General features: G+C 42.4%; 13 protein-coding genes. All 13 read right to left on the bottom strand.

Features of this window, described 5'->3' with window-relative positions; translation table 11 throughout:
* Positions 1-379 precede the first annotated feature (379 nt).
* Positions 380-748, bottom strand: a complete 369-nt coding sequence (locus JNK13_04185) for a hypothetical protein (protein MBL7661934.1) — start codon at positions 746-748, stop codon at positions 380-382.
* 29 nt (positions 749-777) lie between these two features.
* Entirely contained in the window at positions 778-1,446 is a 669-nt protein-coding gene (locus tag JNK13_04180) for a hypothetical protein (GenBank protein MBL7661933.1), read from the bottom strand.
* Positions 1,447-1,474: 28 nt separating this feature from the next.
* Complete coding sequence (locus JNK13_04175) at positions 1,475-1,594, bottom strand: hypothetical protein (GenBank protein ID MBL7661932.1); 120 nt, start codon at positions 1,592-1,594, stop codon at positions 1,475-1,477.
* Positions 1,595-1,668: 74 nt separating this feature from the next.
* Complete coding sequence (locus tag JNK13_04170) at positions 1,669-2,130, bottom strand: hypothetical protein (protein MBL7661931.1); 462 nt, start codon at positions 2,128-2,130, stop codon at positions 1,669-1,671.
* An 897-nt stretch (positions 2,131-3,027) separates the two neighbouring features.
* Positions 3,028-3,483, bottom strand: a complete 456-nt coding sequence (locus tag JNK13_04165; protein ID MBL7661930.1) for a DUF5063 domain-containing protein — start codon at positions 3,481-3,483, stop codon at positions 3,028-3,030.
* Positions 3,484-3,489: 6 nt separating this feature from the next.
* Entirely contained in the window at positions 3,490-3,666 is a 177-nt protein-coding gene (locus JNK13_04160) for a hypothetical protein (protein ID MBL7661929.1), read from the bottom strand.
* A 370-nt stretch (positions 3,667-4,036) separates the two neighbouring features.
* Positions 4,037-5,431: a hypothetical protein gene (locus tag JNK13_04155; protein ID MBL7661928.1), complete on the bottom strand. Its 1,395-nt coding sequence runs from the start codon at positions 5,429-5,431 to the stop codon at positions 4,037-4,039.
* 7 nt (positions 5,432-5,438) lie between these two features.
* Positions 5,439-6,425: a phosphatase PAP2 family protein gene (locus JNK13_04150; protein ID MBL7661927.1), complete on the bottom strand. Its 987-nt coding sequence runs from the start codon at positions 6,423-6,425 to the stop codon at positions 5,439-5,441.
* A 29-nt stretch (positions 6,426-6,454) separates the two neighbouring features.
* Positions 6,455-8,905 (bottom strand): protein kinase, encoded by a 2,451-nt coding sequence (locus JNK13_04145; protein ID MBL7661926.1) that lies wholly within the window; start codon positions 8,903-8,905, stop codon positions 6,455-6,457.
* A 6-nt stretch (positions 8,906-8,911) separates the two neighbouring features.
* Entirely contained in the window at positions 8,912-10,417 is a 1,506-nt protein-coding gene (gene tadA, locus JNK13_04140; GenBank protein MBL7661925.1) for a Flp pilus assembly complex ATPase component TadA, read from the bottom strand.
* Position 10,418: 1 nt separating this feature from the next.
* Positions 10,419-11,801, bottom strand: a complete 1,383-nt coding sequence (locus tag JNK13_04135; protein ID MBL7661924.1) for an FHA domain-containing protein — start codon at positions 11,799-11,801, stop codon at positions 10,419-10,421.
* 10 nt (positions 11,802-11,811) lie between these two features.
* A complete protein-coding gene (locus JNK13_04130) occupies positions 11,812-12,696 on the bottom strand; it encodes a type II secretion system F family protein (GenBank protein ID MBL7661923.1) in 885 nt (294 codons plus the stop codon).
* 12 nt (positions 12,697-12,708) lie between these two features.
* The gene (locus tag JNK13_04125; GenBank protein MBL7661922.1) at positions 12,709-13,557 is read right to left on the bottom strand and encodes a type II secretion system F family protein; all 849 of its coding nucleotides are present in this window, start codon (positions 13,555-13,557) and stop codon (positions 12,709-12,711) included.
* Between the last annotated feature and the right edge of the window lie 8 nt (positions 13,558-13,565).

Genomic DNA, 13,565 nt, shown 5'->3' with positions numbered 1-13,565 from the left:
GTTGATTTAGACATCCTTCAACAATTTCAAAATATCTTTGTGCCTCAGTTTTCATAGATGTCATAAAATATTAGAGACTTACTTTTTTTCTATATTTTTAAATTCGAGCCACTCGTCCGCAAACTGGCGTATAGTTTTATTTTAACTTTTGGTACAGGGTTACTTTTCAGGACCCTACCCAAGCTGAAAGATTACACTTCCAGTTACATTATCGTCCAGTTTCATCTATTTGTTGCGTACAATTAGAAATATTTATGGGGGTACTGCTGCCTTGGAATATGTGCATTTGCTTAGGAAAGTAGCCCTGTACCAAAAGTATTATTATCTTAATGTAAGGGGGATGACACCAGTTAGTGCGCACTAGTTAGTTACATTTTGGTCAAGCAGGATCAAATTTGATATTCTTTTTTTCAGGTAAAGCTCGTAATTTCCTAAGAATTTTCTCGACCTCAACCTTGCCCTGTTCATTCAAATTAATTTTACCGCTACCATCATCCACCTTCACATATTGTGCCGATTCAATAATACCAACATACTCTTTTTTTATGGCATCCAGCTCCGGATAATAATATATATCAATGCAAATAAACTCGTCTTGAGTATATGAATCATCATTTCCGTTTAATGCGGCTTGCAATTGCTCTTCAACGTACCTGACGGATGGTCGATAGTAATGCTTGGTATGCCAAACATTAAAAAACAAAAACACAATAAAAGCTATCAATAATATTATTAAAAGATAATTCATTGTAACTTATTAATATTAACTTTAATCATTTACTTGTCTATTAGTGGCACTCTAAGATCGATATGTTTATTCGTCTTCCACCAGTCTGATAACTCTTGCCTATTAGGCCCAATAGAGATGCGGGGGACATTGCCGCCGGTTTTCCCGAAACGAGGTTTGATATAACCGTTGCCAATTCTGAACCACCTTTGCTTATTGAAAAATTTGCTTAAAGTCTTTGTATTTCCAAGTGCGGCCAAAGTACGTGCGGTAACAACCTGGCCAGCGCAGTCTCTAGAAATATTAAGTAACGTCATGATAGATGCAAATTCTTGTCGCTTAGCAATTTCAGATCTAGCTTCAATCCATCCAAAACTACCAGCCTCAATTGCTGCTTCGCCTGTAACATCTAGTCCATCTATTATTCCATCTAGCGCGAGGTCTTTCATTGCGTCTGAAGAGTCTCCATCTCCAGTGATAATCAAGTTCAATAAGCTCCAAAATCCCAAAGGATCCACAAACATTATTGGACTATTCCCTACATACCCATACAAATTCACCCCACCCTTATACCCAATCGGGTCCCTACTCGCCCACCTCCCAAGCTTAGGCGCAAACCACCTAAAAGTTGCAAGTTGGAGGTTTAATCGCGGCTCATGGTAGTACCCATACTTTCCACCATAACGATAAGGATTTGCAATTGCACCAGTTGAAGCCACCTGGTCGCCAAAAGCTGTATAATTATAACTAGCTAATATAGCCGTAACTCTTCGTGTAGGCGTTAGTACCTGTACGTACATCACTTGTTAACCTGTAAAGCGCGTCATAACCGTAATCAACAAGAGGACCACTTGCGTCTTCAGTCACACGGGTCAGGTTTCCTACTGTGTTCGTATTGGGAAAGTAACCCGTACCAGTTTTAAAAATCTAACTCAGTTCGTTCATTGAAATGCATAACCACTTTGATTAACTTCTTCAGAGACATTTCTCAATAATTTATCCTGAGAAGGAATTAACTTAAAGGCCTTCGCTTTGGTGCAATTGCTTTTTGCATACGTTATTTCAGCATAATTTAATGCCCGTTTTCTATTAGATATCAGTGAATCTACTCTATCCATGCATATACCAAAGTTTATGATTCCAAGTGCAAAACATACGCCTGGTTTGTCATCTAAAAGTAATTCTGAAGTTTTGGATTTTGAAGTATCAAAGCTTTTGCAAATACTATGAAATTTCTTAAACGCCCTTTGATGATTTGTAGCTACCACTAGTAGAAACTGTCTGTCCAAAAAACCACTAGGATTTTTTGTATTCACTTTATCTTTATAAGTGTAGAACAGTGCTATTTCGGCCCAAAACCAATATTGCTTTTTGTTCACTTTAGTGCCCTTGCCTTTAGTCATTTTACTTTTTTCCCTTTATCCCCGCGGGGTCCTCTACAAAAATCTTTCCATGTCTCCCTGAATGCATGAGCTCTCTTCGGATTAGGATCGCTTTGAGCAGCTTTAAGTAACCATTTACATATGTCTTTAAAATCTTTTCCAGCGCTTGATCTCGCTTCAGCCATTGGCTTCTGGTACGGGGTTACTTTCTAGCGCTCTTTTTAGAACCTGAAATTACACCTCCAACTACATTATCGTCCAGATTCGTCTATTTGTTGCGTGTAGTCCTAAATATTTTAGTTGTTACTATCGTTTGTAATGATGACAACTGCTAGTTACGGCAACCTTGCTTTACCTAGCAGAGCATGTTTTTCATAAATAAAATTCATTAGTCCTATTTCAATGCCAACAACCCAACTGTAAGTCCAAAATGGAGCGAGCAAAACTGCCTGAAAAGAGTCAGTATTTAAAAAGACTTCAAAATCCGGTCTTTTAAGATATTCCATTAATGTATAGGAAATCATCCCTACAACAATACTTAATATGAATCCCTTTACAAAAAACAATTTTTTCAATGAAAAACTAGGTATTAGCAAATACAAAACACAATATATGAAAACGAACGAGGCATTAAAATAGAGTCCGTGAAAGCTTCCTTTAAGTTGCCAAGCTGGGTAATGCAAAGGTGGTAAAGGCAAAACAATGCATATGAGCAAGAATACTACAATTCTAACAATTTTATTATATTGATTCATAATTAATATAAATTATTACTTTCGGCGTATTCGATCAACTTGTTCGTGCAATTTATTTGGAAGATTTAATTTTTTGGTACGGGGTTGCTTTCGAATTGAATCATTTAGTTTACTTGAGACTAACCATTCTTGAATTTTGTTTTCGGTTAAAGATTTCATGGGATTATCCCCACACTTGGTCGTACAAATACAATTGCAGTTCTCTTAAATGACGCCCCCAATGACACCTGAAACCGAATTGGAAATGATAAAGTGCATTTGAAATAGAAGTATTATCGGAATACCAAATAACAGCAGACAAAGCCTGAGCTATTTCAGTAACATCATCGATCGCATCACCCACATGTATCTCTGACTCACAGAACTTCTCTCCGATATCAGCAACAATATTATAATAACCCAATGAAGGAAATCGTTTACAAACTTTCTTTCTCAATTCAAGAGCATCCAGATTCGGAGCATCAGGATGCTCTGCCACATCAAATTCATATGTGACCGAATGGCTCACTAAAGCAAGCTCATCCAACGAAAGCATAAGGTTATTAATTGCTTCTTCATTTGAACAATTTGATTCGATAATAGCTAAGAATTTGCTGATCGTGTTAATTATTTCTTTCACTGATGTTTAATAGGTTGCTGCAATCTGATATGGGATTTTTAACTTTTGGTGCGTGGGTAACTTTCTAGCGCTCTTTTTAGAACCTAAAATTACACCTCCAACTACTTTATCGTCCAGTTTCATCTGTTTGTTGCGCTCAGTTCTAAATATTTTAGTTTTATTGCTGCTGGTGATTTTGCTCATTTGCTTGGAAAAGTAACCTTATACCGGCTTGAAAACCTTATACCAGCTTGAAAAGGCATCATCGGGTGCTATATAAATTGGATTTGACTCGGCCGGCGGACTTGATGTCGCACTCCCAGCTATCTCAAATAATATGTCCGGGTTCTGAGCAAAACTGAAACTTGGAGATAGAAAAATCGTAGTCGATGCTAGAATAAACTTGCTGAGCTTCATTTCAGTTGCCTCCAAGAGATCTTGACGCTCGATTTACGCCGACCATCCTAATTGTCAAGCTCATCACATCACTTTTGTGTTAGTTATCGATTCATTGCTTAGGTGGCCAGTCTTGTATACAAGTTCGATTTGCTACTAACTGAGTCATCATCCCGTGTTAATGCCCGAAATCTTTAGATAAAACTAGATAATTATCGGATTCAAGTAATAAATGCCAACCGTTTTTAAGTAAGATTTTACTAACAAAAGTCTGCCTCGGAAATAATGCGTAATCAACATGATACTTTTCTGCGAATTCCAGTATTCGTCTTGGATCAGCATTTAACTCGGCTGCTTCTTGCAGTTTTTCCTCGCCAGTCACAAGCGTGCGCCCATCCAAAACTATTCTCAGCAGCGGATCGTCTGGCATCGACCGCAAGTACTCAGCCAGTATCAACCAGCCACTGTCATTAAAGTGACTAATCACATTGCTATGACTGAGTGTGTGAACCTTGCCCCATAAACTAAGAATTGATTGAGCGCGATCTGATAAAAGAGGGGTCGATATAATTGTAATAAATAAGTTTAATGTCAGAAGCACTTTAAACCCAATCAAATAGCTAAGTCCTTTAGTGTCAACCCTAAGCTCCTTGCGATCTACTTCCTCACTAGCTAACTTGCCAAGAAGAGTCAGCGCCGCCAAAATCGCATAGAATGGCAATATTTTAACGCGCACAAATGATCCAGCAAAAAAAATAAGTAGCAATACGCGACGAAAAGAACTGAGCCTTCTAAATGTAAATGCCAAAGCCAGAGTAAAGAGTGCAAATAAACAAAGCGCTAAGCCACTACTCTCGTAAATCGGCGCAAACTCATGAATCATTAAGTATGCATTTGTATGCGCGGTTGCATAATTAAATATCACCTCCCAGAGTTTGTAGCCATATGGATTAACCAGTGAGCACAACACCAAAGAAAAACTACCTAGAGTTCTCTGTTTTAAACTCCCCTCCTCCTTAAGTAACCAAAGCAGAGGAATAAAAACCCAAAATACGTGGATATTAGCCGCTACTATTGTAAGTATGCTTAAAATTAAAAGTGAGTGCTTAGAGTGGCTATTTGCATATCTAAGAGCAATCACAAAAAAGATAAGACTTAGCATTTGCGGCCTAAGCGACCAGACTCCATACGTTGCAAGTATGGCAAGGCCTAGTAAAACAAGAAAACGGCTGTGAGCTACGCGATTAAATGCCTGATATACTAAGGCGACTAAGATCGCTGGTAATAGCGCTTGCGCTGCAATTAAGCCTTTAAAGCCTGCAAGTGAGTAAACGCTCGCAATCAATAAATCAAATAACCACGAGTAATCAATCCACGGTGTAACACTAATTGAGAAGGGGTCAGCCCATGGGACTTGTTTGTGTTTAATGATCCATAGCCCGCTTGCTAAATGCCAACCCAGGTCTAGATCAGACAAAGATTGATAGCCAAGACCTAGGGCGAGTAAAATAAATACGACGAGGACGTGCTGGGCCAGAGCTTGAGGAATAATTTTAGTTGCTGTGAGGTTCACAAAATAATCACACTTTAAGCTCTGTCTTAGTAAGCTTTCGCGCGAGCATAATACAAAATAAACCAAGACAAATCCCGGCTAAAAGATCACTGACATAATGCCATTCGAAAACTAAAGCCGCATAAAAAGTAAGCATCATAAATAGTATTGATGCTGCACCGACAATGCGATTGACTCTCAATAAATAGTAAGTAGCAAGAGTCGGCACAGCAATGTGTAAGCTCGGTAGTCCGGAGATCATATAAGCTGCATTCTGCCTGAACGGATTCTCACCCAGCAAAATCATCCAGCGATAAAGCTTCTCTTGCATGTCATGCACACCACTTGGGTAGATTAAGTGCTCAGCCGGCCAGTCATAAAAACAAGGTCCTAAGGTCGGTAGCGCATACACAACAAGAATTCCTATAAACCAAACGAGCACAAATGCCGTAACAAATTCATGCGTGATCTGCTGTCTTCCATGCAAAAGTACTATTAAAACACTTAGTCCCATATACGAATAAAAAAATGTATAGACCGTGCTCCAGTAAGATGCGGAATCAGCTGTAAGTGTTGAACCTAGCGCGGCAGTCAGTGGAAAGCCAAAGACAAAGGCCTCGAGGTCGATGATATATTGATCATAAACATTTGGATTGATCAGCGGAATTAAATCCTTAAGATTTACATAAACTGTAAAGGTGCAGGCAATTACTAGAAGTAGTCGCAGATCACATAAAATGCGTGAGTAAGAGAAGCTCGTACGTAGAGCCTGCCTAGAGAAATCATTAAATGCTAGCTGCGTTTTACTTTGCCGACACTCTTGGATTGACTTAAGTCGCGCACAAAGAAAAACTACGAAAAGGCTAAGCGCATAGTAGCAGCAAATAAAGCTAATACGCCTCAGTGCATCTTCAAGACCTAGCACAGCGGGGCGACCGACAATAAATGCGAGTAACAAGTAGATGCAGGTTGCGAAAAACAGTACAATTTCAGGAACTAGTAAATTCAGCCGCACAATTTTTCTTGGCCAGAATCTTAAGTTAGCTATTTACCCAGCCGAGAAAGATCGATAAAGACTCGCCCACCCTGCCCACGCTGGGAATTTGACGCAAGCGAACGCTCCGCTACACGTCGATCAATTTCCTGAGTCGGCAAGTAAGTTGATGGTCCCTCTTCTTTGGTTGTCGCAGCCTGATTACCACGTTGGTAAATAATAACGCTTGCTCTAGATTTCTCCATTAGCTGTGCACCCTGTAGACGTGGCTCTAAATACTTAGGGTCAACACCAAGCGCTTGTGCAGTGAGATAAAATTGTCGCATCTGACCAGCATTAGCTTGCGCCTTGGCCTGGTCTCCTAAAAATACTTGCTGCGCAGCTAAGTCGTATAAGGCGTTCTTCGCAATTGTATTTTGTGGTTGCACTTTAAGTACCTGTTGCAAAGCTTCAAGGGCATTTGCACCAGCTGGTTGCACAATTTCATTCTGATCAATATGCAGCTGAGCTTTTTTCAGAAGTTCTTCTATTTTTCCGGAAAGATCAGACAAGATGTTGCCAATTTCCTTAAGTCGCGCTTGCGCTTGCTGGTGAGTTGAGTCAATTTTTAGGACTGCCTCAAACACTTCCTTAGCGTTACGTCCTGGAGGTGAAATGTAATCTCCAGCTTGGAAGTAGCGCTCTCCATCAGCAAGCATGTTGCCAATCTTCTGATCAAGTTCTTGGCGACGTCGTTTTGATTCATCAAGTACAAGCAAGCGTTCATCAATCTCCTGCAAGCGTCGCTTGGCATAGCCATCATTCTCACTCAGTTCAAGGACTGCACGAAAGCGCTCTTTGGCATTTGCACCCGGAGGCTCAATCAGCGCGCCTTCCTTGAGGAAGGTGTCGCCTTCGGTCTTGAGCTTAGCCATTAGCTCATCGCGCTCTTTTGCCTTTTTACGGTTTTCAGCTTCTTTCTTAGATTTAGCAATATCGGCGTTATGCAAATAATAGTAAACGCCGCCGCCTGATAGTAATAAAAACACAACTCCAAGCGCTACAAATACTTGTGGTAACTTACTTGGTGGGCGATCAATTACTCGGTCTGCGACATCCTCTTTAAAAGTAAAGACTTCACCGGGTGCGACAAAGCGCAGATCAATAACGCCGACAGAGATCATGTCACCACGCTGTAACTGATGTTCCTGTTCATCCTCAAGTTGATGGCCATTCACCGTTACGCCAGTCGTGCCAAAAGAGGATAAGAAATAGTGATTATTGCGCTCGGTAATAATAAATGCGCGCATCGGCATCGCAGATTCACTAAGTGGAATAGCACAGGACTGATCGCGTCCACCGATTGACTGCTGTTGGGACAGGGTAAACTTCTTACCCTTATCTTTGCCGGTTAGCTGCACGAGACTTGCTTGCTTCTTCTGGCCAACTGCTTGCATGCCAATCGCAGTCTGTGCCATCTCGTCGCTATCAGTGACTGGCTGAGTGTCTTTAACTGCAGCTCTACCCATTAAAGTCGAGCTGCTATCATCCTCAACTTGCTCACGCTTGGGAGCATGTGTTGATAAGATTTTCTGAATAGTTTCAACCGACATTGAAACAGGCATTGTCTGAGATACATCGCCCAAACCTTCGACTAAAGTTTCAGGAGTAAGGCCAGCAAAAGGATTTTTCACCATACCTTTTCCGCCACTTAAAGCATCGATAAACTCTGCACAATTACTGAATCGTTCAGCTGGATTTTTCGACAAGGCACGCATCACAGCTGCATCAACCAATGGTGAAATATTCGCATTGATTTTCGCTGGTGACGGAATTTTATCTTGCACATGTTTCATCGCAAGCTGCAGCGGATTATTTGAAGTGAAAGGTTTCTGTCCAGTCATGATTTCAAAAGCCAAGACCCCTAAGGCATAGATATCAGCACGTGCGTCGATTTTATCCGGAGCCGTAACCTGTTCAGGTGAAATGTAGGCAGGGTCGACAATTAGTCGTGAATCTGAGGTCAGCATTTTGTGTATTTTTTCAATTACACGCGGGTAGTAGCCAGAGATCCGTGGAATCTGCGCCTTAAAAATAATCGCACGACTGTCTAGGTGCCCATGCACTGCTCCCTGCGAGTGCAATTCTGCAAGACCATCAGCAAGGTCCTTAACAATTCCTAACGCGCGCGGTAGATCGAACCCACTAGGATTATCTTTTAATAAATCCTTGAGGGTCACTCCCTCAATGTACTCCATCGCAATGAAAAACACCCCGTCTTCTGCCCCACCAGCCAGAATCGGAACTAGCGTTTCATGCGTGCAACGCTTAAGTAGTTCAACTTCGTTCTCAAACTCTTTAATTAGCGCTGGGTCATCCTGAGGTTTTTCTACATAGATCTTAATCGCAAGTTCACGCCTACCTAGCTCGCGATCATAGCCTTTATAGATATGCGCACTGGGACGCTCAACGATTAAATCGCCGGTTTCAAATCTATTTCTAAATACTTTAGGTAATGCCATAATTATTTACTCGTACAAAGCGAGCGCCTCTTTACATCCAGATAATTTCATTTCATCAAGAAATGAAGGTTTGTTGTCAGTTACAATATGTTTGCCTGAAATTTTGCCTGACTGATCTCGTCCAGTATGCTCAAATACGAACAAATCCTGCACGTTGTAACGACCTTGGTCATCTAAGGGCAAGACTTCGCTAATGTGGGTGACCTTACGTGAATGATCAGGCAAACGCGATGCCTGAACAACGATGTTTATTGCCGTTGAAACCTGCTCGCGTAGTGCACGCAGTGGAATCTCAACACCGGAAAACAAAGCCAATGTTTCTAGTCGCGTCATCGCTTGATCCGGAGAGCTGGCGTGGACGGTTGCCATCGAGCCGGAGTGACCAGTGTTCATCGCTTGAAGCAAATCAAGAGCCTCACCACCTCGTATTTCACCAACTACAATTCGGTCCGGACGCATACGTAGTGAAACCTTGACGAGGTCACGGATTGTAATTTGTCCCTTGCCGCGCTTATCCGGAGGTCGGGTTTCCATCGGCAGGACATGATCTTGGGAGAGCTGTAACTCAGCAGCGTCTTCGATTGTTAGAATTCTCTCATCAGTTGGAATTAACCCAGAGATTACGTTGAGTAATGAGGTTTTTCCTGAGCTCGTGCCCCCGGAAACAATAATATTTTTTTTCAACAAAACTGCAGCTTCAAGAAAAACGATCATCTCCTGCGAAAGACTGCCAAATTCAAATAATTTTTGAAGCGTGAGTTTTTCCTTGGAAAATTTTCGAATGGCAACTGCTGTACCTTTGCGAGAACAGGGAGGCATTAAAACAGCGACACGCGACCCGTCTGGCAACCGCGCGTCTAGGTAGGGTTCTTCTTCGCTGATGCGGCGGCCAACATACTGACTAACATTAATGACCAGCGCGTCTAGCTGACTTGGGCTAATTTCTGCATCCAGTTTCTGCAAACGTCCCTTCGACTCAATATAGATATCCTTTGGTCCATTAATCATTAACTCCGAAGTGTTGTCGTCTGTAATATAATCCCAAAGTGGACCAAAAAAGCTCCGCAAAGACTGCATGAAAAACTGATCTGAAGTCTGCGCTGGCTTCTCAACTACTGCTGAAGGTTTCTCAGCAGCTGTTTCTTCGCGCGTAAGCACCTGAGCTGCTAGAGGTTGGCGCTCACCTTGCGTCTCGGCCGTTGAATTTTGCTCCAGCCCTTCAGTCGCAACCAAATTACACGTAATTAAAACTGTACCAATTGTAATTTTATCTTTCGCAGTTACAACTTGCTTCTGAATACGCTTAGCGTTGACATAAGTACCATTCGTACTGCCCACATCTTCGATTTCAATCGTCTCTTCGTCGACCGTAATGCGCGAGTGAAAGCGTGAAACGCTCTCGTTTGAGAGCACAATATCATTCCCCGGCGCCTTACCGATCATGATCGATGTTTTATCGAAACTAAGTTCGTTTTTGTTGCCGCTTCCATCATGAACAATAATTTTTAACATACTAATTCTTGCGATATTTCTCTGGTTTTAGTCGAACTTTTTTAGGTACAATTTTATCATCAGAAAAGAGCCGCTGTGCAATCACCCAGCGCTCATCGGACTCATCGGGGATCATGGCTTTAACTGCTACTAAGTGATCATATGCATCGATGTAATTCTTCGCTTGCGATGCAAGCTTTGCCTTAATAAAACGACTCTGCGCACGTCGCCAAAGTTCAGAATCTAAATCAGCAAGGAGTGCGCTTGCTTGCTTTATAATCTGAGTGGGAGAAAGTGTTGCATTGTTGAAACCTTGTAATAAAGAATCGATCCGGGCACGGAGCTCCACAGCACTTGGCAATGTCGACTCGGTAGAAATTTTAATCAGTGAAGCATCCACACGAAAGTGCGTGAGTAGTTCAATCACGAGGCGCTGTGCCGCACGAATTGTATTAAATAATGCATGCGCACTTGTATCCATCGTATCTAGCGAAGTTCTTAGTGTAGCAAGTCGTTGTTCTACAGTGTCTGTAGGCATGCGACTCAAGGGTGTGGCCCGAGTGCTGCGCACACCATAACGCTTTGGAGTCTGTCCATCTTGCTGCTTTTTAAAGGGATAAGAAGTGTTATCAAAAACAAGCTTGCGGTCCTTACCAGTCAGTGAGTCACGAATTAGAATGGCAAGCTTGGCCCAGCCTTTAGTATTCGGGTCAATTGATTCGATTGTGCCTTCATCAAGCTTAATATCAAGAACTGCCTCATTGATGTACTCAGCTTCAACTAACAAATCTGAAGCTGGTAAAGTAAAGACTGCCTTATCTGCACGTGATTGGTCACTCTGGCCCTTTCCTCCGCCAGCATTGATAAAACCAATTACTGCGTCACTTGGAACCTGCACTGCAAGGTCACTATGTTGCGTAGGTAACGCAGATTTTTTCTCAGCAGGCATGACCAGTAAGGCCGCAAGTGCCAAGGCTGCAAGTACAATCAAGGGGTAGAGAATTTTTTTATTCTTAAATTTGATTCCTAAATTAGCACGAGCTGCACTTAAACCTTGCTGCGGGCGCTCGTCCTGAGCCTCCTTGGGGGCGTTATAACCTACGCAAAAAATAGTATCGCCAATTTTGAATTCATCGCCACTCTTTAATACGCGCCCTGATTGATCACGCGGCGGGACTTGAAAGCCCATGTGAAAAGTTCCATGTGAACTGCCCACATCGACAAGCACAAGCTTATTCTCAAGTAAACGCACTTCGGCGTGTTTACGTGAGACGGCTTGGTCGTCTAGCACTACGTCATTATCCTGAGCGCGGCCGATCTTGACACTGCTTCCTGAATCGAGGTTAAAACGGAAAATATCCCCGCTACTTACTCCTGAGACTACTTTGATTTGAACTTCAGCCACGCATTACCTCCTATTCACCTGAGAACCATTGAATCAGTAGTGGCGTAAAAAGAATAATAAAAGACGCTGGGAAAATAAAAACAACAAGTGGTCCAAGCATCTTCATTGGTAATTTATTGACAACCGTCTCAGCAATTTGCCAACGACGCTTACGCGCCATTTCACTTTGCACTTTCAGGATCGGTCCAATACTTGCGCCGAGCTGATCGGCTTGGATCAAGGCTAAAACAAAAGTATTAATATCGGGCATTTGCAAACGAGTCGCAAAATCGCGCAAGGCCTCCTGGCGTGTGCGCCCTAAGCTCATATCACGCTCCACCCGCTCGAGTTCATACAATAATGGACCGGGTCGACCTTTTTCCACTACCACTCCCATCGCAGAGCCAAAATCCATTCCGGCATCAACCGCAAGCCTGAGCGTGTCCAATGTGTCAGGTAAGTCTCTAAATATCCTACGTTTCCGTTTTTCAATATAGCCACGTAGCCAAATATCAGGATAAAAAATTCCCAAAACTGAAAGTCCAAGCATTAATGCAGGAGTGAGATCCATTTCGAAATCGATGTAAGCACCAGATAAGCCCAGTACCACTACTGCAATAATTCGTGCGGCATGGAATTCATCAACTGACAAACCGCCCGGGCTGCCAGCTTGAATCAACTTCTTGCGTAACTCCTCTCGGTTCTTCTCGATCGGTAGCGTCGCAATCACTTCGCCCAGAGTTTTAATCGGCCCTGCAAAAATTCTCAGTAAGATTCCGCGATTAGCTCTACGCTCCTGGGCATCACGTTCAGAAATAAAGGCTGAAAAGTCGTCGGTTCTCCCAAACAGCGACGAATAAAGTAATCCTGCGGCGGCGGCAAGCGGGAGCGAGACTAATAGCGTTTGTGGTTCCATTGATCTTACCCTCTAGACATCGATTGCTAATAACTTGCGGATCCACAGTTGAGCTAAACAAACCATCACGATCACAGCAAAAAATGCAATCAGTCCAAGTTTAAAGCCAAACAAGATCTCAACATGTCCACGGTCGACAAAATATAAAATTACAATCAAGGCAAAGGGCATAATACTTAAAATTAATCCCTGAAAGCGTCCTTGAGCTGTCACAGCATTGAGTTTGCCTTCAATTAATGCCTGTTCACGAATCGTAGCAGCGATATTTTGAAAAATTTCAGTTAAGTCTCCTCCGCAACGCTTAGTAATTGAAATACCTGCAACTAAGATCGAAACAATTGTAGAATTTAGTCGCGTTGCCATGTTATGCAGCGCGTCTACTAAATCTACCCCGAGGCGAGTTTCAGCTAAAACCATGCCAAATTCTTGCGTGATCGGTGGCGGAAACTCTCGCATTAGTAATTCTAGTGCTTGCTGCAAAGTTAATCCAGATTTCAGTCCGTTACCAAGTAACTCCAGCCCATCGACAAGCTGTTCCTCGATTTTTTTCAGGCGCTTTTCTTTGAGCCTTTTTAAGTACATTGCAGGCACGAACCAACCTGCAACTGCCGCAGTTATCGCTGGAACAATGTGCAAGGGCATGACCAAGAAAAAAGCAATCAAGGCAACTAATGCTCGGCCGAAGAAAAATAGCTCAGGAGGAATGCTTAAGTACAAATCAGAGAACGTCTTAGCGCCCTGCTCCGCTTGGGCCTGAGAAACTTCTTGTGCGGCTGATTGAATGCGATCAACAAAGAGGTAGGCTACAAGTGCTACAGCACTGAAAATTAAAAGGCCATGTAATAATTCTAATTGTAACATCTAATTTC

This window comes from bacterium (assembly GCA_016786595.1).
Taxonomy (GTDB): Bacteria; Bdellovibrionota_C; UBA2361; order SZUA-149; family JAEUWB01; genus JAEUWB01.
The sequence above is the reverse complement of the archived record's forward strand: the minus strand, read 5'-3'. Positions and strand labels throughout refer to the sequence as shown.